Origin of the sequence: Klebsiella sp. X1-16S-Nf21 (genome assembly GCF_002837615.1) — a bacterium.
GTDB lineage: Bacteria > Pseudomonadota > Gammaproteobacteria > Enterobacterales > Enterobacteriaceae > Klebsiella > Klebsiella variicola.
Window position 1 is genome coordinate 1 of sequence record NZ_PJDK01000076.1, and the last position, 26,187, is coordinate 26,187.

Consider the following 26,187-nt stretch of genomic DNA (forward strand, 5'->3'; position numbering starts at 1 on the left):
GGCTGTTACTGCGCCTGCTGCTGCGCTTGCGCCAGCTGGCGGACGATCGCCTCGCGCCGCGCATCCCCTTCCGGCAGCCGGGCCAGTAACGCCTGCAAGGCTGCCACGGCTTCGGGGTAATCTTCATTACGCACCGCGCTCAGGGCCAGCATCTCCAGCACCGGCAGGCTGTTCGGCTGCCGCTGATGCAGGTCACGCAGCAGCAACTCGCCCATCCGAACCTGACCGTTATCCCCCGCCCGCACCAGCGCGCTGGCGTAATCGAAAACCGCCGCAGGGTCATCCGCCGCCAGATCATGCGCCCGGCCAAAGGCGCCGATCGCCGTCTCGCCATCGTTCAACAACAGGCCAAGACGCCCAAGCAGCTGCCAGCCGGCGAGGTCGTTCGGCGTAGTCTGCAGGTGGCTGCGCAGGCCAAGCCGCAGCTCCGCCAGCTCATCCATACGCAGCTGCGCCGCCGTCGGGTCCTTAACCTGCTGCAACAGCGCAGGATAATGCCGTTCAGCCTGCTGCCAGAGCAGCACCTGGCCAATATCGCTGGTTTTCAGATACAGGCCCAGACTCAGAACCACCAGCAGCAGCGCGCCCGGAAGCAGCGCCCAGCGGCTTAGCGGCCGTTCGCCAGGCTGTGCCTGGGGGGGGATATCCGTCAGCAGCGTGCGCTGCAGCTCGACGACCAGCGCCGGGTTGTCCTCGCCGCGCTCCTGCGCCAGCTCCTGCAGACGCGACTGGTACAGGACGCGGTTGAGGGCATCGCGGTCCACCGCCCCTTTGCCCGGCCACGGGTAATAAAGCAGCCCCAGCGCGCCAGCCAGCAGCAGCGCGACGATAACCACCAACAGGCTCATCGTTCTTTTCCTTCTTTCAATAATGCCGCCAGACGCTGGCGCTCTTCAGCGCTGAGCGCCGCGTCAGGAATGTCGCGACGACGCGCGCGGGCGATAATCACCCCCGCGCCCGCCAGCACGAACAGCCCCGGCCCCAGCCACAGCAGCACCGTGCCCGCGGTCAGCGGCGGCTCGTAGCTGACAAAATGACCGTAGCGGGCCACCATATAGTCAACGATCTGCCCTTTCGTTTTCCCCTGCTGCATCAGCTCGTACACCTTCTGCCGCATATCAGCGGCAGTCATCGCGTTTGAGTCGGCGATGCTGTTGTTCTGGCATTTCGGGCAGCGCAGCTGGGAGGTGATCTCGCGGAAGGCCTGCTCCTGGGCCTCATCCTTAAACTGCCAGGTGTCGATGGCGGCCCACGCCTGGCCGGTCAGCATCAGCGCCAGCAGGATGACCATTGCACATCTCATCAGCCCGCCCTCCGGTTGTATTGATCCCACAGCGGCTGGAGCTCCTCGCGCCACACCCGTTCGTTCAGGTCGCCGGCGTGCCGCCAGCGGATGATGCCCTGACCGTCGATGAGAAACGTCTCCGGCGCGCCATAGACCCCGAGATCCAGGCCAAGCATGCCGTTGCCATCGTACAGGCTCAGCATGTACGGGTTCCCCAGGCGCTGCAGCCAGCTCATCGCCTTCTGCCGATCGTCTTTGTAGTTCATCCCCACCACCCGCACGCCCTGCTGCGCCAGGCCGTTGAGAAACTGATGCTCGGCGCGACAGGTTGGACACCAGGTGGCCCAGACGTTAAGCAGCAGCGGCTTGCCGTCAATCAGCGTGCGCCGGTCCAGCGTCTGGCCGGGGGTATTCAGCGCTTCAAGGCGAAATTCCGGCAGCGGTTTGCCAATCAGCGCCGACTCGAGGGTCGTCGGGTCATCGCCATCGGCGTTGCGCATCAGTTGCCAGAACAGCGCGGCGGCCAGCGCCAGAAACAGCACCAGCGGGATAAACAGTAGCTTCCGGTTCATGAGGCCTCCTGCAGCTTCTTACGCATCCGGTAGCGGGGGTCGAGCATGCAGCACAGACCGCCGAGGGCCATCAGTACCCCGCCGTACCAGATCCAGCGAACGAACGGTTTATAGTACAGACGCACCGCCCAGCTGCCGTCGCTCAGCTCTTCCCCCAGCGCGGCGTACAGATCGCGGGTCAGCCCGCCGCTGATCGCCGCCTCGGTCATCATCATCCGGCTGGCGGTGTAAAAGCGCTTCTCGGCATACAGCGTCGCTTCCGGGCGGCCGTTGCGGGTCACGGCAATAATGCCTTCGCCGCCGGTCCAGTTGGGGCCGACGATATTGCGCACGCCGTTAAACACAAAGTGATAGTGATGGATATCGATGCTGTCGCCGGGGCGCATCCGTACATCGCGCTCCACGCTGTAGTTCTGGCTGAAGGTGATGCCGATAACGGTCACCGCCACGCCGACGTGACCGAGCACCATCCCCCACTGGCTGCGGGTCAGGGTGCGCAGGCCGCGCCAGAAACCGTGGCGATGGGTGGCCCGTTCGTGAACCTCCATCAGGGCGAAGATCAGCACCCACAGCGCCATCATCAGGCCTATGACCGCCATGGCGGTGATACGGTCCTGCAGCAGCCACGGCAGCGCCAGAGAAAGTGACAACGTCACCACCAGGGCAATAATCAGGCGTTTAATCTGCCTGGCGACGTCATCGCGCCGCCAGCGGATCAGCGGTCCCAGCCCCAGCAGCAGCGCAAAAGGCGCCATCAGGGCGGTGAACATGGTATTGAAGAACGGCTCGCCAATGGAGATGCTGCCGAGGCCCAGCTCTTTATGCACCAGCGGCAGCAGCGTTCCGAGGAGCACCACCAGCATCGCGGCCATCAGCAAGATATTGTTGCCAAGCAGGAACGACTCGCGCGACCACAGCGTATGTTCCACCCGCGCCCGCACCCGGCCGCCCTTCAGGGCGTACAGCAGCAGCGATCCGCCGATGGCGACAATCAGCAGTACCAGAATAAACAGCCCGCGCGACGGATCCGAGGCGAAGGCATGCACTGAGACCAGCACCCCGGAGCGCACCAGGAAGGTGCCCAGAAGACACAGGGAGAAGGCGGCGATGGCCAGCAGCACCGTCCAGGCGCGGAAGCTGCCGCGCTTCTCGGTTACCGCCAGGGAGTGCAGCAGCGCGGTTCCCACCAGCCACGGCATAAACGAGGCGTTTTCCACCGGATCCCAGAACCACCAGCCGCCCCAGCCCAGTTCGTAGTAGGCCCACGCCGAGCCCAGCACGATGCCGAGGGTGAGGAACATCCATGCCGCCTGGGTCCAGGGACGCGACCAGCGCGCCCAGGCAGTATCCAGCCGCCCCGCCAGCAGCGAGGCGATGGCGAAGGCGAAAGCCACCGAGAAGCCGACGTAACCCATATAGAGGATTGGCGGATGGAAAATCATGCCGATATCCTGCAGCAGCGGATTGAGGTCGCGGCCATCAATGGGGTACTGCGGCAGGCCGCGGCTGAACGGGTTGGAGGTAAAGAGGATAAACAGCAGGAACCCAAAGGCGATCATCCCCATCACCGCCAGCACCCGGGCGACGGCGTCGAGCGGCATTCGGCGGCTGAAGATGGCGACGGCGAAGGTCCAGACGCTGAGCAGCAGGACCCACAGCAGCAGCGAGCCCTCGTGCGCCCCCCAGGTCGCCGCCACCCGATACCACACCGGCAGCGCGCTGTTGGAGTTTTCCGCCACGTAGCGGACGGTAAAGTCATTGACCACAAAGGCGTGCACCAGCAGCAGGAAGGCGACGCCGATACAGGCGAACAGCCCGCAGGCCAGCGGCCGGGCCAGGGCCATCAGCCGCCGATCCTGCCGCGCCGCGCCCCACAGGGGATAGATGCTCAGGAGCAGCGCCAGCCCCGCCGCCAGACACAGTAAAAAGTTGCCCAGCTCCGGCATCATGGCTGCGCCCTCGTTTTCTCCGGCGTCATGGCGTTTTTCACCTCCGGCGGCGTGTAATTTTCATCATGTTTGGCCAGCACCTGCTGGGCGGTAATATGCCGCTCGCCGTCCAGTACGCCCTGGGCCACCACGCCCTGACCCTCACGGAACAGGTCCGGCAGAATGCCCTTATAGCTGACGTCCACCACCCCGCGGGCGTCATACAGCTTAAAGCGCACGTCGAGGGTTTGCGGGTCGCGCTGCAGGGAGCCCGGCTGAACGTAGCCCCCCACCCGCAGCCGCTGCCCGGTATGGGGCAGCGCCCGGGTTTCCGTTTTGCCGTAGATAATTTCCCCCGGGGTGTAGAACAGATCGATATTGCTGCTCAGGGCGTACAGCGTCAGGCTGACGGTCAGCCCGAGGCCGGCGAGCACCGCCAGCACGATATACAGCCGGGTTTTACGACGCGCTTGCATCCGCGGCCTCCTTGTCGTGTTCGCGGGCGGCAGCGATCCGCCGCTCGCGCGCCTGCTGGCGTCGTACCTCATGGAACAGCGCCCGCCGCGCCCACAGAGTGTGCACCGTCAGCAAGCCAAAGGCGGCGACCGCCACGGCCACCGCCAGCCAGACGTACACGGCATAGCCGCCCATATTCAGGAAGGCGGCGAAAGACGAAAAGGCGGGGCTCATCGGGCAGCTCCTTTATTCACCAGCGCCACCACCCACGGTCGACGGCGCTCCAGCTGCAGGATCAGGTTACGCAGGCGCATCAGGGTCAGCGTGACCGACAGCATGAGGAAGGCAAAGATGCAGATCCGCAGCGGCAGACGCATGCTTGGGTCGATGGTTTGCTGCAGGTTGGTCGAGCCCTGGTGCAGGGTGTTCCACCAGTAGACCGAGTAATGAATGATGGGCAGATTGACCACCCCGACCAGGACGAGGATCCCCGCCGCGCGCCCGGCCAGCCGCCGGTCGTCAAAGGCGTGCCACAGGGCGATGACTCCGGCGTAAAGAAACAGCAGCACCAGCTCTGAGGTCAGGCGGGCGTCCCAGATCCACCAGGTTCCCCACATCGGCTTACCCCATGCCGCGCCGCTGACCAGCGCCACCAGGGTGCAGACCGCCCCCACCGGCGCCAGGGCGGCGATCGCCAGGTCGGCCATTTTGATCTGCCAGACCACCCCGACGAAGGCCGCGACGGCCATCGCCAGGTACAGCCCCATCGACCACATCGCCGCCGGGACGTGAAGGTACATGATCCGGTAGCTTTCCCCCTGCTGATAGTCCGCGGGGGCGAAGCCAAAGCCCCACCCCAGGCCGATGACCAGCAACAGCGCGCTCAACGCCGCCAGCCAGGGGATCCAGCATCCGCACAGACGGTACAGCCGCTCGGGGATCGCCAGTTGATGTAACGCTTTCCACATAGACGCTTACTCACACGGTTATGATGGCCGCGCCCGCAGGCGCAGCGAATTATTGCACGGTCAGCCGCAGCGCGGCGGCGGTGGCGAACGGGCACAGGGTGGCGCTGGCGGTTAAAAACGCCGCCAGCATCGCCAGATAGCCGCTGACCGAGAGCCCAGCGGCCGCCGCCTGGCAGGCCGCGGTGGCGAAAATCAGCAGCGGCACCGCCAGCGGCAGCACCAGCAGGCTCAGCAGGACGCCGCCGCGCTTCAGGCCGACCGTCAGGCCAACCCCCACCGCGCCGAGAAAACTGAGCGTCGGGGTGCCGAGCAGCAAGGTCAGCGCCAGCACGCCGGCATCGTGCAGACTCATCCCCAGCAGCAGCGCCGCCAGCGGCGAGACGATCAGCAGCGGCAGGCCACTCATCATCCAGTGGGCGACCACCTTCACCAGCACTACCGCCGCCAGCGGCGTCGGCAGGAGCAACAGCTGCTCCAGAGAACCGTCCTGCCAGTCGTCGCGAAACAACCGATCCATCACCAACAGCGCCGCCAGCAGCGCGGCGACCCACACCACGCCCGGCGCAATCTGCGCCAGCAGCTGCGGCGCAGCGCCGACGCCGAACGGAAACAGGGTGATGACGATCAGAAAGAACCAGAGCGGATTGAGGATCTCCGCCCCGCTGCGCCACGCCAGGCGCAGTTCCCGGGCCAACAGCGCTCGCATCATTGCCCGCCTCCCGCGTCGCCGCCGAGGCGCAGGGTGCGCAACGGGCAGCGCAGCGGCCGCAGCGGCTGATGAGTGGTGAGGATCGCGCTTCCCCCCTGCCGGGCGTGCTGCTCCAGGCGGCGGGTCAGGGTTTCCATCGCCGTGGCGTCGAGCGCGGTGAACGGCTCATCGAGGATCCACAGCGGCGCGTCGGTTAACCACAGGCGGGTCAGCGCCACCCGCCGCTGTTGCCCGGCGGAGAGCTGGCTCAAGGGGAGATCTTCATAGCCCGCCAGGCCGATGGCGGCGAGGGCGCTTTCCCGCTGCTGAAGGCGGCTGGACGGAAAGAAGAAACGCAGGTTTTCATCGGCGGTCAGCGCCGCGTTGACGCCGGGTTTATGGCCCAGCCACAGCAGCTGACGATGAAATGACTCCCGGACCTTCGCCAGCGGCTGCCCCTGCCAGCTCACCACCCCGCTTTCCGGGCGCGCCAGGCCGCAAAGGATCCGCAGCAGCGAGGTTTTCCCCGCGCCGTTATCACCGGCGACCTGCAGCAGCTCGCCGGCAGCGAGGGACAGCGTCAGCGCCGCAAACAGCGGTCGATCGTCAACGATGCAGGTCAGTCGCTCTGCATGCAGCATGAAGGCAAACTCCTTGATTCAGACAGTATTTTACGTCCTGGCTAAGTATGGGTTGCGTCGCGCGGGCGACGCAACCCTGACGGTTACTGTCCGGCCCCAGGCAGCTTCGAGATATCGGCGTTGCCTAACGCCTTCTCATCGTGCGCCGCGGTCTCCTTACGCACCTTCGCCACATCGCTGGCGCTGACCGCCGGCGCATTGTTGCCCCAGCTGGTGCGGATGAAGTTGACCACATCCGCCACCTGCTGGTCGTCCAGACGCCAGCCGAACGACGGCATGGTCAGGTTGGAGACCGCATCTTTCACCGCCGGCGTGGTGCTCCCGGTCAGAACGATATGGATAAGCGAAGTGGCATCTTCGGTCTGTACCACCGGGTTGCCCTTCAGCGACGGGAAGGCGCGTTTATAGCCCGCGCCGTCGGTGCGGTGGCAGGCGGCGCAGTTATCAACGTACAGCGCGGCGCCGGTTTTGCTGTCGTTACCCTTCCACAGATCTTTCGCCACGCTGTCTTCCACCGGGGCTGGGGTCTGTTTGCCGCCGCGCGGCGGGAGCGACTTCAGATAGCGGGCGATGGCGGTGATGTCGTCATCAGAAAGATACTGCAGACTGTGCTCCACCACATCGCTCATGCCGCCGAAGACCACCGATTTATCGTTGCGTCCGGTTTTCAGGAACTCGGCCAGCTCAGCCTCGCTCCAGGTCCCCAGACCGTCGCGGTTTTCGCCGCGCAGGCTGGAGGCGACCCAGCCGTCAATCGGCGCATTGCTGCCCGCCAGGTAATCATCGCCTTCGCTTTCGCTGAGCGCTTTTTCCTGCATCGTCAGACTGCGCGGGGTATGGCAGGCACCGCAGTGGCCCAGGCCTTCCACCAGATAGCGGCCGCGCTCCAGCACCGGGTCAACCTGCGGGTTGGCGACAAAGTCGCTCGGCGTCGGGGCGAAGATGCCGCGCCAGAACGCCAGCGGCCAGCGCATCGACAGCGGCCACGGGATGTCGGTGTCCTTGTTGGCGGCATTCACCGGTTCCACGCCATGCATAAAGTAGGCGTACATGGCGCGCATGTCCGCTTCACTGATCCGCGCGAACGAGGGATACGGCATCGCCGGATAGAGCGTGGAACCGTCTTTCCGCACGCCCTTGCGCACCGCGTCGTCGAACTCTTCGAAGGTGTACCCGCCGATGCCGTGTTCTTTATCCGGCGTGATATTGGTGGAGTAGATGGTGCCGATCGGCGTCTCCATCGGCAGACCTCCGGCGAAAGGTTTCCCCGTTTTGCCGTTGGTGTGGCAGGCGACACAGTCCCCCGCCCGCGCCAGATACTCCCCCTGCTTAATCAGATTGCTGTCCGCAGGCGCCTCTTCGGCAAAAGCCGCGCAGCTCAATGCCCCAAGCACCAGGGCCGATAACCATTGCATTTTCATCATCTGCCTTCCTTTATGCCTGCACCAGGGGTCCCGGATTTTTCAGATACTGTTCGCGGATCGCCTTCGCTGACCAGTAGGCCAGCGCGGCCACCGTGCCGGTTGGGTTGTAGCCCAGCCCCTGCGGGAACGCGGAGGCGCCGATGACGAAGACGTTATGCACGTCCCAGCTTTGCAGATAACGGTTCACGGCGCTGGTTTTCGGATCTTCCCCCATTACCGCCCCGCCGTTCATATGGGTGGTCTGGTAGGTGGTGGTATCAAAGTGGCTGTTGGCGTTTTTCGGGCTGCCGAGGATATATTTCGGCTTCATCGCTTTGGCGATCGGCGCCATCTTATCGAACATAAACTGCGCCATCTTGATGTCGTTTTCCTGCCAGTCGAAGGTCATGCGCAGCAGCGGCTGGCCGAAGACGTTTTTGTAGTTCGGATCAAGATCGAGGTAGTTCTGCCGATAGGACTGGTGCGCGCCGTGGGCATCCATCGACAGGTGATGGGTGTAGGTATCGGCAACCGCCGCTTTCCACTTGCTGCCCCACGCCGGGGTGCCCGGCGGTACCGGGAAACCGGAGATGGGCTTGGTCCCGGCCTGGTTGACCCAGAATGGCGAACCGCCCACAAAGCCCGCCGCGCCGTGGTCGAAGTTGTCGGCGTTGAAGTCGTCGACCCCGACGCCGTTGCCGCCCGCGCCGATAAACGGGTTGGTATAGGTGTCTTTGTCGAAAATGGCCTTGATGGTGGTCATGTTCTGGTAGGCGAAGTTACGCCCCACCACCCCTTCGCCGGTCTCCGGATTGTACGGTTTGCCGATCCCGGAGAGCAGCATCAGGTGCACGTTGTGGAACTGGAAGGCGCCGATAATCACCAGGTCCGCCGGCTGTTCCATTTCGCGCCCCTGGCCGTCGACGTAGGTCACGCCGGTGGCGCGGGATTTGTCGTCGGTCAGGTTGACCTTCAGCACGTTGGCGTTGGTCCGCAGCTCAAAGCGTTTTTCCTGGCGCAGCGCCGGCAGGATGTTCACGTTCGGCGAGGCTTTGGAGTACATGTAGCAGGCGTAGCCGCTGCAGAAACCGCAGAAGTTGCACGGGCCCATCTGCGCGCCGTAGGGGTTGGTATAGGAGTCGGAAGTGTTGGCCGACGGCAGGTTATAGGGGTGATACCCCACTTCCAGCGCCGCTTTTTCAAACAGCTGCGCCGACCAGGTGTTTTTCTGCGCCGGCAGCGGGAAGTCGTCTGAGCGGTCCGGGGCGAAGGCGTTGCCGCCGCGGCCTTTGCCGACCACCTTGCCTTTGATCGACCAGGCGGTCCCGGAGGTGCCGAACACTTTTTCCGCTTTATCGAAGAACGGTTCCAGCTCGTCGTAGGTGACACCGAAATCCTGGATGATCATATCCTGGGGAATGAAGTTTTTGCCGTAGCGTTCTTCATAGTGGCTGCGCATCCGCAATTCGATGGGATCGACGCGGAAATGGACGCCGGACCAGTGCAGCCCGGCACCGCCCACGCCGGTACCTGGCAGGAAGGCCGCCAGCTGGCGATACGGCACCGCCTGCTGGCTGGTGTTATGCCGGATGGTGACAGTGCTTTTCGACAGATCCTGGAACAGCTTGCGGCGGATGTTGTAGGTCAGCTCATCAATCACCTGCGGATAGGCGCCATCCGGCCAGGTGTCGCGCATCGGGCCGCGCTCCAGCGCGACGACGTTGAGCCCGGCTTCGGTCAGCTCTTTGGCCATGATTGCCCCAACCCAGCCGAAGCCGACAATCGCGACATCGGTTTTTTTCAATACGGTGGCCATAATTACGCCCTCTCCCCATTAATTGATACCGGCGGGAAGGGGTAGCGTTCGCCCCGTTCAACCCAGTCCATAAAGTCGGCGCGCGCGCCGGGAAAATTAATCAGCGTCCAGCCGACCATGCCTTTATTACCGCCATGGATGGGGTCGCTGAAGAAGCCTTCTCGGGTGTTCTGCAGCAGATAGGTGAAGAACAGCGAGGCCGGGAGCTGTTTGAACTCGGCTTTGCCGGATTCCCACAGGCCGAGCGCCTCGTCCTGCTGCTCGCTGCTCAGTTCAGCGAAGGTTTTATGATATTTGTCCTGGCACCACGCCTCGGCATCAGCGATCCCGAGGTTATAGATCTGTTTAGGCACCAGCGGCAGCTGATAACCCATCTCTTTCGGCACGTCGGGGTTGAAGGGCCCCTGCATATACCAGATGGAGCCGGTGGCGTAGGGGGTATTGAGCTGGCGATCGATAAACTCCGGGACGCCGGCCTCTTTGGCGCCGGGACCGAGTTCATCCGCCGGGATTAAGCGAGCGACGGCGGCGTTGATAAACACCCACTCACGATCGTTGAAGAACTGCGGCTTCCAGTCGCTGGCCGCCGCCGTGTTCCCGGAAGCAGGCTCAGACGCGGGGGCCGCCTGCGCGGTCGCGCTGGTGGCCACGCCAATGGCCCCTGCTCCCGCGCCGCCGATCACCACCGTCGGGATCAGCGCCATCGATTTCACCAGGAAATCACGCCTGGAATTGTTGGTTTTCTCGCTCGACATCATCACATTCCTGTCATTGAAAATTACTGTTTTTGTCGCAGACAAACCCAGTGAATGTCGTGCTGGAACCGATACCATTGCGCTTTCAAACCGCTTAGCGTCTGGCCCGGCCCGGCAAGTCGGATAAAACATCGCCAGAGGCGATATCATTTATAGGGTTATCGTTTGGATAGTAGACGATTCTCAACGAAACGCGGGAAATCGGAGAGAAATTCACCGGAATGTCATCGTGAGAAGGGTGCTGCCATAACCTTGAGGCGGTAAACCAGCGGCATTCACACCGCGCTGAGCTTACCCATGCGCCATAAAAGAGTGACTTGTATCACAAATGTTATTTTTTGTTTATGGTACATGGCAGATTAAACGTCTGTAAATACTCGTATTAGGAATAATTAAACATTTTGAGCTGTTAAAAAAGTTAATAACCGTTGTTAACTATTTTGCATCTATTTCCCGGCTAACGCGTTCAGCTGGCGATCCCCATCCACAGGAGAAGAGAAGATATGTTCGATCATGTGAAATTCGGCGCTAGCGACTATGCCGCCAGCAAAACGTTCTTTTTACAGGCCCTGGCCCCGCTTGGCGTAACGCTGGTTGGCGAAGGCGAGCCGAGCTACGGCGCAGAGCTGGCTGGCAGCGGCGATGTCTCTCTATGCCTCTATCAAAGTACGGAAAAACCGGCGCCGCTGCACATTGCCTTTCGCGCCGACAGCCGCGAGCAGGTCGATGCCTTCTGGCAGGCGGCGCTGGCCGCCGGAGGAAAGGACAACGGCGCGCCGGGGGTACGGCCAAACTACCACGCCAGTTACTACGCCGCCTTTGTGATTGCGCCAGACGGACACAATATTGAAGCCGTGTGCCATCTGGCGGGGTAAGCCGAGCGGAAAAAAATTCCCACGTCCGTGGGAAACGCTGAAGGTATGGATGTCTCGGATTCAGCTGACCGGCTCAATAAGGGCGGACAACAGTCCGGTGAAGTGGGTATGTGACTCAATGACATAATCCGAGAAGACTTTATCGCGGATTTCGAAACGGTCATCTGTGAAGCTGTAGACAATCACGGACATGCCCTCTTCACCAATCACTACTTTGTCATTGAGGTTCGGATCGACATAGATGTCGTTAATACGCGTATCAAAGTTTCGAACAAAGATATTCGACCATGCAGGTTCACCGTTCTCTGCCTGCACCAGGCTGTACAATGTCATGCCATTGTACTCACCTCCATCCATAATATTGAACATATCCGCGTAGTCCGGCCGACTAATCAATAGTCGTTGAATATCCTCATAGCCCCTTCTTTTCTTGTCCTTCCATTCAACAGGCGCGACTTTGTGCATTAAATCTGCCATGACATCTGGGTCTACAGGGTCGGCTACGGGATAATTACCTTCCACCATCAGCGACTTCAGGTTACCAATCGTGAAATAGCGCTTTAGCTGGGCGGGGAATAAAACTGGCATTGCGATTGTTTTTCCTTTCTCGTCGCAAAACTCGACCAGATAGCCAGTTGTTGGCGTATTAAAAACCATCACAATCGTACCAAGCGTTCCTTTTACCAGCCCTTCATTCGGTAAATCCTCACCTAAAACCACAACGTCTAATTCGGCTCTTTTCATTTTAATTTCCTTATCAAACGAAAACAGGCCCCACACGTGTGGGGAAGACCCGAACAGGGAAGCGGAGAGTTTTTCTTTTTTAGACACACCCCCACACACGTGGGGAAGACAGTCCATATACTCTGACAAAACCATGCTTAACAGAAACACCCCCACGCATGTGGGGAAGACGTCACGTATATGCGCCTGCTAGATGATGCTGAAGAAACACCCCCACGCATGTGGGGAAGACACCAGCATATTGTGTTTAGCGGCGTATTAAAACGCCAGATTTACGATAATTGCACTCCGCAGGGTTTCCGCATCAGCATCAACATTTATCAAACGAAAAAGTATGTCCCCATATCACCACCGTCGACTTGCTGCTGACCAGGACCGATATACCCTACTGGCCTGCCCGCCCCGCAGCCAGGCGCAAAACGCTTTTGTCATACCCAGAACGTAGCGCGACGTACTGATGCTTGCCTTCCGTGGCTTCGCGTAGTTACTTCTGCGGAAAAATCCACACATCCTCCGCCGGGAGCGTCAGATGGCAGTGTTCGGCATCGCGCAGCGCCGTTCCGTAGGCGCGCAGCGGAAAGTCGTCGCCTTCGGTACGGAACAGGTACTCCCAGCGGTCGCCGAGGTACATGCTGGTCAGCAGCGGGAGCTGGAGGCTATTATCCTGCGCTGCGCCGTCGAGACGCAGGCGCTCGACGCGGATCACCGCCGTCGCCGGCTGGCCAACGCTGACCCCCTCGCCCGCTCGACCCCACAGCGTCCAGCTGGCGCCTTCAACCCTCGCACGACCGTTTTCCAGCGCCGTCACCTTACCGTGCAGACGGTTATTGCTGCCCATAAACTCGGCGGCGAACAGCGTCGCCGGGCTGCCGTACATCTCCTGCGGCGTCCCCTGCTGCTCAATGACGCCATTGTTCAGCAGCAGAATACGATCGGAGATGGCCATTGCTTCATTCTGATCGTGGGTGACCATCAGCGCCGACAGGCCCAGCTTGATGATCAGCTCGCGCAGAAACACCCGCGCCTCTTCGCGCAGTTTGGCATCAAGGTTGGAGAGCGGTTCATCCAGCAGGATCACCGGCGGGTTGTAGACCAGCGCCCGGCCGATGGCCACCCGCTGCTGCTGGCCACCGGAGAGCTGGTGCGGATGGCGGTTGCCGAGGTGCCCCAGCCCCAGCTGATCCAGTACGCGCTGCACCCGCTCTTTTATCTCCCCGGCGGCGACTTTACGCAGCTTCAGCGGATAGGCCACGTTGTCGAACACCGTTTTGTGCGGCCACAGGGCATAGGACTGGAAGACCAGGCCCAGGTTACGCTCTTCGGCCGGGATCTCGCTGCGCGGCGTGCCGTCGTACACCGTACGGTTGCCGATGGCGATCCGTCCGCTCGTCGGTTTTTCCAGCCCGGCCACCGCCCGCAGCAGCGTGGTTTTGCCGCTTCCCGACGGCCCCAGCAGCGACACCACCTCTCCCCGGCCAAGCGCCATGGACACCCCCTTCAGCACCGGGTTGTCGCCATAGGTGAGATGCAGATTTTCTACCGATAACTCAATCATGTAATTTCACTCCAAAGCGCAGGGCGATACCAAGGCCAATCACCACCAGCAGAATATTGATAAAGGAGAGCGCCGCGACGATATCGATGGCCCCCGCCGCCCACAGCGACACCAGCATCGAGCCGATGGTTTCGGTACCCGGCGACAGCAGATAGACGCCGGTGGAATACTCACGCTCAAAGATAAGGAACATCAGCAGCCAGGAGCCAATCAGCCCATAGCGCGACAGCGGGACAGTCACGTGGCGGGTGATCTGCCCCCGGGAAGCGCCGGTGCTGCGCGCCGCCTCCTCCAGCTCCGGGCCCACCTGCAGCAGCGTCGAAGAGATGAGCCGCAGGCCGTAAGCCATCCATACCACGGTGTAGGCCAGCCAAACGCTGAAGATAGTGTTGCGCAGGGCACGCAGTTGCACGATAAGGTGTTCGCGCAGCCAGTCGGCCACCGGCAGCGCCGAGAGCCAGCCGTGCTTCAGCGACTGATCGAGCCACATCGGCACAAACAGGAACACCCACAGGAAGGCCAGCCCGGCCAGCAGCCCCGGCACCGCACGCGGGACCAGCACGCTGTAGTCGAGAAAGCGGGTGACGTTGTCCGCTTTGCGGTGCATGGCGATGCCGACAAACAGATAGCAGATCACCGCCAGCGCGCCGCCGACGATGCCGATAGCCATCGAGTTGACGATTGCCCGCAGCAGGTTGGGCTGCTGCCAGATATTGTGGAACGTCGCCAGCGACAGCTCATCCCACAGCGACACCCCGACGCCCCAGTTGGAGATAAAGGCGCGCAGCGCCACGCCGAGCAGCGGCACGCCGATGGTCACCGTCAGCCAGGCCACCACCACCGCCCCGGCCACCCAGCGCCATTTGCCCAGCGGCAGCGCCCGCGCCTGCGACGCCTTGCCCTTCATGGTGACAAAGCGGTTGGCGGTGCGCATCAGTCGCCGCTGGAGCATCACCAGCGGGATGGTAATGCAGATCAGCACCACCGCCACCGCCGCCATCAGATGGTAGGAGGGGGTGCCGAGCTTGTTGGTCAGCTTATAAAGATAGGTCGCCAGCACCATGTTGCCCTCGGGGTCGCCCAGCACCAGCATCAGACCGAAAACCTCCAGACCGAGGAAGAAGAGCAGCACGCAGGCGTAAAGGATGGATGGCCGCACCATCGGCAGACTCACCGAGGTCATCACCTGCAGCGGGGTAGCGCCGACGGTGCGCGCCGCCTCTTCCACGTCGGAACCGACGCTGCGCAGCGCCGAAGAGATATAGAGATAGGCGTGCGGAACGTGGGTTAAGCCGGCGATGACCACAATGCTGAACATCGAGTAGATGTTCCACGGCACAAAGCCGATCAGCTGCTGCGCCCACTGGGAAAAGAAGCCTACCGGCCCGGCGGCCACCACGTAGCCAAAGCCCAGCACCATCGGCGAGACGAAGATCGGCACCAGGATCAGCGGCTCAATGATCCGCCGGCCGGGTAAATCGGTGCGCACCATCAGAAACGCCAAAATACCGCCCAGCGGAATGGCAATAATCACCAGGCCAAAGGCCAGAATAAAACCTGACCTTAATGCCAGATAAAAATCCGGGTCGGTAAAAATAAAGGCGAACGCTTCCAGACTCCACGATTTGGAGCGGGAAAAGAATGGCGCGGAGAGAAAACTCTGCACCACAATAAATAACAGCGGGACATAAATCACCAGCGCCGTGATGCACACCACCACGCCGCGCGGCAGCCCCTGCCACTTTCTGCGTAATACATTCATGGTTCATCCCTTTGGTCAGGAGAAAAAACCCGCCGGGTGTGAATAAGGGGCATCGGCGATGCCCCGAAGGAGGATTATTTCGCGGCGGCGCTGCGCCATTGTTTAATAAACTGCAGACGTTTTTGCGGCTGTAAATAATCGAGCAGCGTTTCGTTGACCGGGATCGGTTTTAACGCTTTGCCCAACAGCGCGGTCATACCATCGATATCATTTTTACCTTCAATATCGCGACGAATAGAGGGAATATCCGCCTGGCTGGCGAGGATCTGCTGGCCTTTTTCCGACAAGACATAGTCGAGCCACAATTTTGCCGCATTGGGATGTTCGCTCTCCTGGCTAATAAACGAGACGCGGGAGAGCACCAGCACGTAATCTTTCGGATAGGCGATGCCTAAAGAGGGATCGTTTTTCGCCCGTGCTTCGGCATAGGAACCAAGAATGTTATAGCCGATCAGGTTTTCGCCAGAGGAGACGCGCTCCATCATCGTGCCGGTGGAAGACTGCACTGTCAGACCGCCTTTAGCGATATTCGCCAGGTCGGCAAAATAGTTCGCGTCGGCCTGGCTGTCCTGCACCGCCAGCATAAAGCCGAGGCCCGATTTTTCGATGTCGTAGGTGGTGACTTTGCCTTTAAATTTATCGGCCTGGCTGGCGATCAGTTTTGCCAGCTCGGTATGCGAATCCGGAACCTCATTCTGCGGGATCAGCCGTTTGTTATAGATAAACACCACCGGCTCGTAGGTGGTGCCATAGGCTTTCTGCTGCCAGACCGCCCAATCGGGTAATTGCTTCACCTCCGGCGAGGCATATTGTTCCGCGTATTCGGTAGCTAATTTCAGCGCGGTATCCATCGACGAGCTCCACACCACGTCCCCGCTGCCGCCCCCGGCGGCCTGCTCGCTGATATAACGGTTATACAGCTCGGTGCTGTTCATGTCGTTATATTCGACTTTTACGCCCGGATATTGCGCTTCAAATCCTTTAATTAACGGCCCGGCCGCTTTGGTATCGGTGGTGGAATAAATAACCACCTTGCCCTCTTTTACGGCGGCATCCACCGTTTTTTGATAATCCGCGGGATAGCCCGCAGGCACCTCCGCCCAGGCGGCACAGGCGAAAACGGCCGTCAGTGAAACCACTAAACCACTTATTTTCTTATACATGATACCAACCTTTAATCATCAATTAATAAACACAAATTTAACATATAGTGGTATCAGCTCCCCTTGCAACGCCGGGGCTGGCTTTTTTCTGGCTTTTGTGACAGTGGCAGAATTTAAAAATGTGGTGTTTATGGCGTTAATTAAAACGCGATCGCGGACCGGTTTTTTATCGTCTGGCGTATAACGCAGACGCTGGCGCAGTGGCGTGACGCCCGGAGCCCCCGCCCTTGACCTTCTGCGCCGGGCGGCGCAGCATAAAACGGCAAACATAACAAAATAACAACAGACTACAGGAGAGAATCAGTGCCAACAGGACACCGCTTTCTGGCGACGGATCTGCATCAGTTTGTCGTCTCACTGTTTACCCATCTCGGCAGCCGCTCAGAAGAAGCGACGCTGGTCGCCGACCACCTGATCGCCGCCAACCTGGCCGGGCATGACTCCCATGGCGTCGGGATGATCCCAAGCTATGTGAAATCCCATGCCGGCGGTTTTCTGCAGCTCAACCGCCACGCCACGGTCACCAAAGATGCCGGCGCCGTGGTCACCCTCGACGGCAACGCCGGCTTCGGCCAGGTGGTCGCCCACGAAGCGATGCAGTTAGGCATTGAAAAGGCGAAGCAGCATGGTATGGCGGCAATCGCCCTGCGCAATGCGCATCACGTCGGGCGCATCGGCTACTGGGCCGAGCAGTGCGCCGCCGCCGGGCTGATCTCCATCCACTTCGTCAGCGTGATCGGCGACCCAATGGTCGCCCCGTTCCGCGGGAAGGACAGCCGCTTCGGCACTAACCCGCTGTGCGTGGTGTTCCCCCGCGCGGGCCATCCGCCGCTGCTGCTGGACTACGCCACCAGCGCCATCGCCTTTGGTAAAACCCGCGTCGCCTGGCATAAAGGCGAAGCCGTGGCCCCCGGCTGCCTGATCGACGCCAAAGGGCTCCCCACCACCGACCCGGCGGTGATGCAGACTTCGCCGCTGGGCGCCCTGCTCACCTTCGCCCAGCACAAAGGCTATGCCCTGGCGACGCTGTGCGAAGTGCTCGGCGGCGCGCTCTCCGGGGGGCAAACCACCCATCAGGAGAGCCTGCAGACCAGCGTCGACGCCATCTTTAACTGCATGACCACGGTGATCCTGCGCCCGGACGCGTTCGATGCCCCGGACAGCCAGGCGCAGACGGAGGCCTTTATCGCATGGTGCAAGCAGTCGCCGCACGATCCCGATGCCCCGGTGCTGGCGCCCGGCGAATGGGAGGCCGCCAACCGCGAAGCGCGGCTGGCGCAGGGGATCCCGCTGGATGCCGGCAGCTGGCAGGCTATCTGCGCCGCCGCGCGCGACGTCGGCCTGAGCGAATCGCACTTCGACCGGTGCCGCCCTCTCGCCTAGCCACGTTTACCCCCGCAGAGCGTCTGACGTCGGCGCTCTGCGTCATCGTCATTAGTGACGAGGTCACGTTCCCGTCATCGCACCATTTTAATTTTCACATGTAAATCAACAAATTAAATTCTGGCACAAGACCTGCATAGCGCAGCAGGCCTGCGTCTGCATCACGACCAGGCGTTACCGCGATCGTTGCCCGTCGGGCCCGGCGCGACAGCGATCCTCTGTTCACTGTTAACAGGTCTGTTACTGATGAAAAAAATCACGAGCGTGTGCCCCTACTGCGGGGCGGGTTGCAAACTTAAACTGGTTGTCGACAACAATAAAATCATTCGCGCGGAAGCCGCCGACGGCGTCACCAACCAGAACCAGCTGTGTCTGAAAGGCTACTACGGCTGGGATTTTCTTAACGATACGCAGCTCCTGACGCCCCGTCTCAAACAACCGATGATCCGCTACCAGAAAGGCGGCGCCTTCACGCCGGTCAGCTGGCAGGAGGCGATTCGCTATACCGCCAGCAAGCTCAGGGAGATCAAAGAGAAGCATGGCCCGCGCGCCATCATGACCACCGGCTCCTCGCGCGGCACCGGCAACGAAACCAACTATGTGATGCAAAAGTTCGCCCGCGCGGTGCTCAACACCAATAACGTCGACTGCTGCGCCCGCGTCTGCCACGGCCCCTCTGTCGCCGGGCTGCAGCAGGCGCTGGGCAACGGGGCGATGAGCAACTCGATCAGCGACATCGAAAACTCGAAATGCCTGCTGGTCTTTGGCTACAACTGCGCCGACTCCCATCCAATCGTCGCCCGCCGGGTGATCAAAGCCCGGGAAAACGGCGCCAAAATCATCGTCTGCGATCCGCGGCGCATTGAAACCGCGCGCATTGCCGACCGTCATCTGCAGCTCAACAACGGCAGCAACATGGCGCTGGTGAATGCCTTCGGCTATGTACTGCTGGAGGAGGAGCTGTACAACAAAGCCTATGTCGAACGCTATACCGAAGGGCTGGATGCTTACCGCGAAGCGGTGAAGGATTATGCCCCGGAAGCGGTGGAAGCGATTGTCGGGGTCAGCGCGCAGGCGATCCGTGAGGCGATGCGCATCTTCGCCGCCGCCCCTTCCGCCACTATTATGTGGGGCATGGGCGTCACCCAGTTTGGCCAGGCGGTGGACGTGGTGCGCGGTCTGGCAAGCCTGGCGCTGCTCACCGGCAACCTGGGGCGGGCGAACGTCGGCGTGGGCCCGGTCCGCGGGCAAAACAACGTGCAGGGCGCCTGCGATATGGGCGTGCTGCCGAACCTGTTCCCGGGTTATCAGGAGGTCACCGACCCCGCCGTGCGGGAGAAATTCGCCGCCGCCTGGGGTGTCGACCCGGCGCTGATGGATGACCAGGTCGGCACCCGCATCACCGAGGTGCCGCATAAAGCGCTGACCGGCGAGATCAAAGCCTACTACATCATGGGTGAAGATCCGCTGCAGACTGAAGCCGACCTCGGCCTGGTGCGCAAAGGCATCGAGGCGCTGGACTTTGTGGTGGTGCAGGACATCTTCATGACCAAAACGGCGGAAATTGCCGATGTCCTGCTGCCGGCCACCTCCTGGGGCGAGCACGGCGGCGTATTCACCTGCGCCGACCGTGGGTTCCAGCGGTTTGAACAGGCGATCCCTCCGGCGGGGAATGTGAAGCGCGACTGGGAGATCATTAGCCTGCTGGCCAGCGAAATGGGTTATCCGATGCACTATGAGAACAACCAGCAGATCTGGGACGAGATGCGCGAACTCTGCCCGCTGTTCTACGGCGTGACCTGGGAGAAAATGGGCGATATGGGCCATGTCCAGTGGCCATGCCCGACCCTCGACCACCCCGGCACGCCGTGGCTGTATAAAGACAACCGCTTCGATACCCCATCGGGCAAAGGACAGCTGTTCGCCACCGCCTGGCGCGCGCCGGCGGAGCGCCCGGATGACGAGTGGCCGCTGGTGCTCTGCACCGTGCGGGAGGTGGGGCATTACTCCTGCCGCTCAATGACCGGCAACTGTGCCGCGCTGCAGTCGCTGGCCGACGAGCCGGGACGGGTGCAGATGAATCCGTTGGATGCGCAACGACTGGGGATCGCTGACAAACAGCTGGTGTGGGTCAGCTCCCGACGCGGGAAGGTGATCACCCGCGCCGACCTCAGCGATCGCATCAATCCGGGGGCGGTCTATATGACCTATCAGTGGTGGGTGGGCGCCTGCAATGAGCTGACCCAGGATAACCTCGATCCGATCTCCAAAACACCGGAAACCAAATACTGTGCGGTGAAAGTGGAAGCGATAGCCGACCAGCAATGGGCGGAGCGCTACGCCTGGACGGCCTACAGCGATATGAAGGCGCGACTGAAAGCCGCCGCCGACATCTGACCTCAGGGAGCGCGCCGCGCTCCCTCTGCCGCTGCCGGTGGGTTACGCCGCCGGCAGCTGTTTCTCCACCAGCGCCACCCACATGGCCACCCCGGGACTAATCAGCGCATCGTTAAAGTCATAGCTGGCGTTATGTAGCGGCTTCGACGGGGTTTCGCCGTCGGTGCCTATCCAGAAATAGGCTCCCGGACAGACCTCCAGCATGCAGGCAAAATCTTCGGAGGCCATCGACGGCGCCTGGTTCCAGCGCACGGCTTCCGCGCCGAGGGTGGCGACGGCCACCTCGCGCACCTGCTGCGCCTGCTGCGCATGGTTTTTGGTCACCGGATAGCCCGGGAACCAGCTAATCTCACCCTGCACATCGGACACCTGCGGCTGGGTCGCCACATAGCTTTCGATAAGCTCACGCACGCGGGCGCGAACGCGATTGCTCAGGCAGCGGAAGGTACCGCGCAGCACCACGGTGTCCGGCAGGACGTTGATCGCCTCGCCGCCGTTTATCTGGGTGATACTGACCACCGCGGAATCCTGCGGCGACAGGCGGCGGGAAGGAATGGTCTGCAGCGCCATAATCAGCTGCGCCGCCGCGACGATCGGATCGGCCCCGCTCTCCGGCATCGCCGCATGACAGCTCTTTCCGCGCAGGGTGATCTCGAAGGCGTCCAGCGAGGCCATCATCGCGCCATCGCTGAGCGCCACTTCACCAAGGGGGATCCCCGGCCAGTTATGCAGCGCGTAGATGGCGTCCATCGGGAAGCGCTCGAACAACCCCTCTTCCACCATTTTGCGCGCGCCGCCGAGGTTCTCTTCCGCCGGCTGGAAGACAAAGTGGACGGTGCCGCTGAACTGGCGGGTCTGCGCCAGATGGGCGGCCGCCGCCAGCAGCATCGCGGTGTGACCATCGTGGCCGCAGGCGTGCATCACCCCGGGACGGCGCGAGCGATAGCTGACGCTCCCCAGCTCGGTGATCGGCAGGGCGTCCATATCGGCGCGCAGGCCGATGACCGGCCCGGGACCGTTTTCCAGCGTCGCCACGACGCCGGTGCCGGCCAGCCCGCGGTGTACCTGCAGCCCAAACGAGGCCAGCAGCTCCGCAACGCGGCGCGAGGTCTCCTGCTCCTGATATCCGAGCTCAGGCGCGGCGTGAAATTCACGTCGCCAGCCAACGGCTTCGGCGATCAGTGACGGCGATACGGCCATGTATTACTCCTTTCCTGCATAGCGTAATGCTGAATAATCGGTCATGCGTCGCGTTTTTTCCCCGTCGCTCACCGACGTCGGGTCGCTGCCGCTCCCTCCGTTATATCCTGTCGTTAACACGCTGACAACGTCACGAAATGCGGCGGCGGCGCGGCGTACAGCCCTGTCGCCGCCCGGCGGTCCTTTTTTGGTAGTGATTTCAACGGTGACAACGGCCAGGCGATTAATTATTATGCAACTCAGGACGGCAATTTGCCGAAGGATCCACTACTGACCTCTCCTTCATCGGAAATAAAATGTTTAACCCAGACCAGAATCGTCTTGCCCCCACGCTGGCGATGATCATGGCCGCGTCGCTCGTGGGATTTATCACCGGCTATACGGTGCCGTTAATCAGTCTTGAGCTGGCGCAGCAGCAGATCGCGCCGCTGTACGTCGGCCTGCTGGCCGCCCTGCCGCCCGCCGGCATGATGATCTCCTCTTTCCTCTCTCCTGCGCTGTGCCGGCGCGTTGAAATGGGCGTGCTGCTGAGCGGCAGTCTGATCCTGCTGGCGCTGGCGACCATCGCCTCATGCATCACCACCGATATGACGCTGCTTTTGCTGCCGCGCCTGCTGACCGGCCTGGCCTCCGGGGTCATTATCGTGCTGGGCGAAAGCTGGATCACCGGCGGCGCGGCGGGCAGCCAGCGCGCCACCCTCACCGGCATCTACGCCTCGGCCTTTACCGGCTGCCAGCTGGCCGGGCCGTTACTGATCTCCGTCGGCCCCGCCTGGCAGGCCTCGGCGCTGATGGCGATCGTCGCGGTCACCGCCGTCTGCCTGCTGATGCTGCGCCATCTGCCCACTGGCACCCGCGAAAGCCTTGGGGAGCGCGCCAGCTGGCGCAGCCTCGGCGCTTTCCTGCCGGTACTTGCCTCCGGGGTCTTCTGCTTCGCCTTCTTTGACGCCAGCATCCTTGCCCTGCTGCCGCTGTACGGCATGGACAAAGGGCTGAATGAAGGGATGGCGGTGCTGCTGGTCACCGTGGTGCTCACCGGGGATGCGATGTTCCAGACCCCGCTCGGCTGGCTGGCTGACCGGGTCGGCATTCGCCGCGTGCATCTGTCCTGCGCGGTAGTCTTCAGCCTGTCGCTGCTGGCCCTGCCGCTGATGCTCGGCTCGCGCATTCAGCTGATGGCCATTTGCCTGCTGCTGGGCGCCGCCGCGGGCGCGCTTTATACCCTGTCGCTGGTGCGGGCGGGGAAAACCTTCAATGGGCAGAAGCTGATTATGATTAACGCCCTGTTCGGCTTTTTCTGGTCCGCCGGCAGCGTCGCCGGGCCGGTAGTCAGCGGCATGCTGATCGGCATCACCGGCTACGATGGCCTGATCGTCACCCTGGTGGCCAGCGGCGTGCTGTTCTTGTTGATTCAATGTCTATGCAAAAACGAGAAAACCCTGCTTGCCAGTGAGCAGGAAGAGGAGATGGACGAGGCGACGGAGTCCGCACGGTAGTTTTGAGGGTGGGTGCGATGGAACGATGGTGTCAATCGAACATGTTGTAGAGCTGCATGCCCTCACCCTGCGCCTGGGAGAAGGTGCTCTGGTCACCGACCGCAGTATGCCGACGGGGTTGCCAGAGTCTGCGAAAGAGAGCGGAATTCGCCGTGAATACGGTAACAAGCTTGTCAGTAAAAAGATCCCCAACGAGCCTTTGAGTACAGCCGTTTTTGATACCCTCACTTACCTCTTAGACAAGAGGTAAGATTTTTCTGGCCTTCTCAACGTCGTCCACGTATGGAGTAGTCAACGGTACCTTGCAAATTATGTCAGGTCGGTCATTTCCTGCCTTACCGTCGCAACTCTAGCATGGTATATCAATCGTTTACTGCTGTTGGGGCGGTGTGCAGAGCCACTGCACACTAAAATACCTCATGCATCGATAACAATATCACTCGCCGGTACAGACTGGCAGGCAAGGCACAGGCCGTCGTCGGAAACTGTTTGTTCGGTGAATGAACCAATAGCGCCTTCTATCACTCTCACAGCGCAGCATTCGCACTGTCCGGCCCGGCACCCACCGGCCATAGGGATCTGGTGTTTTTCCCCCAGCTCCAGCAATGTCCCTGCTGCCGGCGTCCACAGCACCGTCACTCCTGAACGTGCAAAAACTACCTTGTAGCTGTCTTTAAGCGAGGTAATACGTGGCACAGGAGGGGCAAACATTTCTTTAAAGATATCAAAGGCAAATACGCCCCGCTCCCGTAGCCCCCCCTCAAGCGCAGAGACCATCGGACCCGGGCCGCAGAGATAAAAACGCGCACGATTGCTAACCAATTTTTCATCAATAAGCGCAGCGGTGATCATTCCAGTATGCTGATAACTCTTCCCCTGTTCGTCACCAGGTCTCGGATTATCGTAGACATTAACGATGTTAAGCCTCGGAAGTCGTTGTGACAATATCTCAAGTTGTTTCCGGAAAGCGTGGCTCTGGCTGTTGCGGTTACCATAGTATAACCACAGCTCTGGTCCTTCGTGAGTCATGTCCAGCGAGCTTAGATAACTGATGAACGGTGTGATACCTATCCCTCCGGCGATCATTACTACCGGAGCAACGCTGTTGGTTGGGATCACAAAACTGCCATCAGGGGCTGTCAAAGCGACTTCATCACCAACCTGCAGATTTTGATGAATAAAAGACGACATCTCTCCCTGTTGCTGGTGCTTCACTGAGACGGTAAAACATGCTTTGCGCCCAGGCGCGTTACTTAGGGTGTATGCACGGCACATGCTCTCGGGTTTGCCCTTCGGAAAGACCCGCAGGATAACTGCCTGACCAGCCTGCCAGTCCGGCAATTGCGCCCCGTCCACCGGGATAAAACTGACGCTGCGTACATCCGGCGTTTCCTGAACGATATCGCTGACTATAAACCGGCGCTCCCCTTTCCAGGCCAGTGCATCAGCCACCTTACGTACCGAGCAACGCATTGCTCTGAGGGGAACGGAGCCACTTATCCTGTCCACAGCCATATAGTTAATCAGCAGATTATAATTGCTGCTTTCTTCACCTTTTATCGGAAGCTCAGGTTTATTCAAATCAGGACACCCTTGCCACCAACCATATTCAGCGATCACCACGTCGTCATGAATGGCGTTGTCAATTTTGGCTCTGAAACGACCCCGACCAGCAGGGGTAATGATTTCAATCCAGTCTCTATTATCGATATCTGCATTGTCAGCTACTGCCCTGCTGACAATGGCCGTTGGATCCGGTGATTTTCGACGCAGGCTGACCAGGCTACGATGCTGGCTGTGACAAAATAGAGCGTTCTTCATGGTAGTCAGGCGCAGCGGGAAGGCATCCTGATTTGGTGATTTCTCAATATACTGCGGTACCGGCGAATACCCGTGCCGCAGCAAGCGCTCGCTGTAAATTTCTACCTTACCGGTCTCGGTGGCAAAGCCGCGTGGTTTATTGTCCGGACCATCACGCAGGGCATATTTTTTCTCATGATTGACGATATGCGTGGTGATCCCGCCGGGATGTGCACGGAGCATTTCCAATGTGAGGCCGGAGGGCTTAAGGATATGATTAAATCCCGCATCCGTATCGCCGCAAAAGAAATCGTCCCCCATTCCCATTTTACACGCCAGACGAAACACTATCTCGTAATCGGCCAGGGAACCCCCTCGAGGCGTTACCAGTTGCGGACGTAGCTGAATATGAGCATCGGCACGTTCTGAGATTTCAAAACCGATTTTCAGCGCTTCGTGCTCCCAGAGAGTGCTGGCGGGCAACAGGATATCGGCGAAGCTTGATGTAGGGGTAATAAAATGGTCACAGTGAACATGAAACTCAAGCTGCTTCAGTGCGGCGATAGCGGTATCCACATTACCATGGGCAGACAGCATGTTTGAATCAAAGCAGACCAGCCCCCTTACTTTGTAAGGTTTATGTTCCAGGATGGCACGATGTAAATCGGCTGTCGTGACATAACCACTTGCCGGCGGACCCAGTGGACGTTCGCTGAGTCCAAGCGCTTTTTGTCGCTGTGATTCAGGCAATAACGATAACGGATTAACGGCATTGAACGGAGGTTTCGCATAAATTCGGTTGCTGCCGCGGGTATCGAACGCCCCGGTCAGTGCGTACAGGATGGCAATAGCTCGCTCTGTTTGCGTGGCGTTCTGGCTCTGAGCAATCCCTACCCAGGCATGGTACGCAATGCGTGATGAACGCCGAATTAACGCCATGGCAGCCTGTTGTTTTTTTATAGAGACACCGGTCACTGTCGCCACATGTTCAAGGGTGTATCCGGCAACCGCCTGACGCAAAACCTCCAGTGCCGGGGTACATACCGCCGTTTCACCGTTAGCAAGAGGCAGCGAATAGCGCCCTACCAACGAGGCTCGCTGATAAAAAACCTCATCACCCGCCACTGCATCTGTACAACAACGCGCTATGTTATCCACGCTGTCCCAAAGTAAATAATGGTTGGTTACAGCATCTGAAGTAATGTCCCGCTCACGTAGCAGCCGTCCCGAGTCTTCATTAACCAGCAGAGGTGCATCGGTCCAGGTCCTGACAAACGCCTCGTTATACCCCTCTTCCAGC

23 protein-coding genes are annotated in these 26,187 nt (G+C 60.6%); 5 read left to right on the forward strand and 18 right to left on the reverse strand.

The features are described from left to right. Positions 1–5: 5 nt before the first annotated feature. From ccmI to CW267_RS24755, 12 genes are all read right to left on the reverse strand, one after another. The gene (ccmI, locus tag CW267_RS31105; protein WP_046879013.1) at positions 6–848 is read right to left on the reverse strand and encodes a c-type cytochrome biogenesis protein CcmI; all 843 of its coding nucleotides are present in this window, start codon (positions 846–848) and stop codon (positions 6–8) included. Then, positions 845–1,291, reverse strand: coding sequence for a cytochrome c-type biogenesis protein CcmH (locus tag CW267_RS24705; RefSeq protein ID WP_165787469.1), 447 nt, complete (start codon positions 1,289–1,291; stop codon positions 845–847). Before CW267_RS24705 ends, ccmI begins: the two co-directional genes overlap by 4 nt. A gap of 11 nt (positions 1,292–1,302) precedes the next feature. Beyond that, positions 1,303–1,857 (reverse strand): DsbE family thiol:disulfide interchange protein, encoded by a 555-nt coding sequence (locus CW267_RS24710; protein ID WP_008804532.1) that lies wholly within the window; start codon positions 1,855–1,857, stop codon positions 1,303–1,305. Then, positions 1,854–3,806: a heme lyase CcmF/NrfE family subunit gene (locus CW267_RS24715; RefSeq protein ID WP_100780929.1), complete on the reverse strand. Its 1,953-nt coding sequence runs from the start codon at positions 3,804–3,806 to the stop codon at positions 1,854–1,856. The genes CW267_RS24710 and CW267_RS24715 overlap by 4 nt, the downstream gene beginning before the upstream one ends. Beyond that, positions 3,803–4,261, reverse strand: a complete 459-nt coding sequence (gene ccmE / locus CW267_RS24720) for a cytochrome c maturation protein CcmE (RefSeq protein WP_046882375.1) — start codon at positions 4,259–4,261, stop codon at positions 3,803–3,805. Before ccmE ends, CW267_RS24715 begins: the two co-directional genes overlap by 4 nt. After that, positions 4,245–4,475 carry a heme exporter protein CcmD gene (gene ccmD, locus CW267_RS24725; protein ID WP_002908220.1) on the reverse strand — a complete coding sequence of 77 codons (231 nt, stop codon included), beginning with the start codon at positions 4,473–4,475 and terminating at the stop codon, positions 4,245–4,247. The genes ccmE and ccmD overlap by 17 nt, the downstream gene beginning before the upstream one ends. Further along, positions 4,472–5,209, reverse strand: coding sequence for a heme ABC transporter permease (locus CW267_RS24730; RefSeq protein ID WP_008804529.1), 738 nt, complete (start codon positions 5,207–5,209; stop codon positions 4,472–4,474). The genes ccmD and CW267_RS24730 overlap by 4 nt, the downstream gene beginning before the upstream one ends. Positions 5,210–5,258: 49 nt before the next feature. After that, positions 5,259–5,918, reverse strand: coding sequence for a heme exporter protein CcmB (gene ccmB / locus CW267_RS24735; protein ID WP_100780930.1), 660 nt, complete (start codon positions 5,916–5,918; stop codon positions 5,259–5,261). Continuing rightward, positions 5,915–6,538, reverse strand: coding sequence for a cytochrome c biogenesis heme-transporting ATPase CcmA (gene ccmA, locus CW267_RS24740; protein ID WP_048268519.1), 624 nt, complete (start codon positions 6,536–6,538; stop codon positions 5,915–5,917). The genes ccmB and ccmA overlap by 4 nt, the downstream gene beginning before the upstream one ends. 83 nt (positions 6,539–6,621) lie before the next feature. Next, positions 6,622–7,962, reverse strand: a complete 1,341-nt coding sequence (locus CW267_RS24745) for a c-type cytochrome (protein WP_016161257.1) — start codon at positions 7,960–7,962, stop codon at positions 6,622–6,624. Between the two features lie 10 nt (positions 7,963–7,972). Next, positions 7,973–9,757, reverse strand: a complete 1,785-nt coding sequence (locus CW267_RS24750) for a GMC family oxidoreductase (RefSeq protein WP_002908285.1) — start codon at positions 9,755–9,757, stop codon at positions 7,973–7,975. Positions 9,758–9,759: 2 nt separating this feature from the next. After that, a complete protein-coding gene (locus CW267_RS24755) occupies positions 9,760–10,515 on the reverse strand; it encodes a gluconate 2-dehydrogenase subunit 3 family protein (protein WP_162550797.1) in 756 nt (251 codons plus the stop codon). 500 nt (positions 10,516–11,015) lie between these two features. On the opposite strand from CW267_RS24755, the gene CW267_RS24760 reads away from it, so the two are divergent. Continuing rightward, positions 11,016–11,387 carry a VOC family protein gene (locus CW267_RS24760; protein ID WP_012967961.1) on the forward strand — a complete coding sequence of 124 codons (372 nt, stop codon included), beginning with the start codon at positions 11,016–11,018 and terminating at the stop codon, positions 11,385–11,387. 60 nt (positions 11,388–11,447) lie between these two features. Here the strand turns inward: CW267_RS24760 and CW267_RS24765 are convergent, their stop codons facing one another. The 4 genes from CW267_RS24765 to CW267_RS24785 all read right to left on the reverse strand — a co-directional run bounded on the left by CW267_RS24765 (position 11,448) and on the right by CW267_RS24785 (position 16,611). Beyond that, positions 11,448–12,131, reverse strand: a complete 684-nt coding sequence (locus CW267_RS24765; RefSeq protein WP_100780931.1) for a YrhA family protein — start codon at positions 12,129–12,131, stop codon at positions 11,448–11,450. 484 nt (positions 12,132–12,615) lie between these two features. Beyond that, positions 12,616–13,686 carry an ABC transporter ATP-binding protein gene (locus CW267_RS24775; protein ID WP_100780932.1) on the reverse strand — a complete coding sequence of 357 codons (1,071 nt, stop codon included), beginning with the start codon at positions 13,684–13,686 and terminating at the stop codon, positions 12,616–12,618. Beyond that, entirely contained in the window at positions 13,679–15,448 is a 1,770-nt protein-coding gene (locus CW267_RS24780) for an ABC transporter permease (protein ID WP_008804520.1), read from the reverse strand. Before CW267_RS24780 ends, CW267_RS24775 begins: the two co-directional genes overlap by 8 nt. 74 nt (positions 15,449–15,522) lie before the next feature. Beyond that, positions 15,523–16,611: an ABC transporter substrate-binding protein gene (locus tag CW267_RS24785; protein ID WP_100780933.1), complete on the reverse strand. Its 1,089-nt coding sequence runs from the start codon at positions 16,609–16,611 to the stop codon at positions 15,523–15,525. 303 nt (positions 16,612–16,914) lie between these two features. On the opposite strand from CW267_RS24785, the gene CW267_RS24795 reads away from it, so the two are divergent. Continuing rightward, complete coding sequence (locus CW267_RS24795) at positions 16,915–17,994, forward strand: malate/lactate/ureidoglycolate dehydrogenase (RefSeq protein ID WP_100780934.1); 1,080 nt, start codon at positions 16,915–16,917, stop codon at positions 17,992–17,994. A gap of 246 nt (positions 17,995–18,240) precedes the next feature. After that, the gene (gene fdhF, locus CW267_RS24800) at positions 18,241–20,391 is read left to right on the forward strand and encodes a formate dehydrogenase subunit alpha (RefSeq protein ID WP_064323584.1); all 2,151 of its coding nucleotides are present in this window, start codon (positions 18,241–18,243) and stop codon (positions 20,389–20,391) included. A gap of 42 nt (positions 20,392–20,433) precedes the next feature. Here fdhF and CW267_RS24805 read toward each other — a convergent pair whose 3' ends face one another. Continuing rightward, positions 20,434–21,591 (reverse strand): M20 aminoacylase family protein, encoded by a 1,158-nt coding sequence (locus CW267_RS24805; RefSeq protein ID WP_012541438.1) that lies wholly within the window; start codon positions 21,589–21,591, stop codon positions 20,434–20,436. A gap of 296 nt (positions 21,592–21,887) precedes the next feature. Between CW267_RS24805 and CW267_RS24810 the strand changes: the two genes are divergently transcribed. Both CW267_RS24810 and CW267_RS24815 read left to right on the forward strand, forming a co-directional pair. Continuing rightward, positions 21,888–23,087 carry an MFS transporter gene (locus CW267_RS24810; RefSeq protein WP_064323585.1) on the forward strand — a complete coding sequence of 400 codons (1,200 nt, stop codon included), beginning with the start codon at positions 21,888–21,890 and terminating at the stop codon, positions 23,085–23,087. 25 nt (positions 23,088–23,112) lie between these two features. Next, positions 23,113–23,337: a hypothetical protein gene (locus CW267_RS24815; RefSeq protein ID WP_032735839.1), complete on the forward strand. Its 225-nt coding sequence runs from the start codon at positions 23,113–23,115 to the stop codon at positions 23,335–23,337. A 167-nt stretch (positions 23,338–23,504) separates the two neighbouring features. On the opposite strand, the gene CW267_RS24820 is transcribed toward CW267_RS24815, so the two are convergent. After that, the coding region (locus CW267_RS24820; protein WP_101148666.1) for a molybdopterin dinucleotide binding domain-containing protein at positions 23,505–26,187 on the reverse strand (2,683 nt) is incomplete at its 5' end.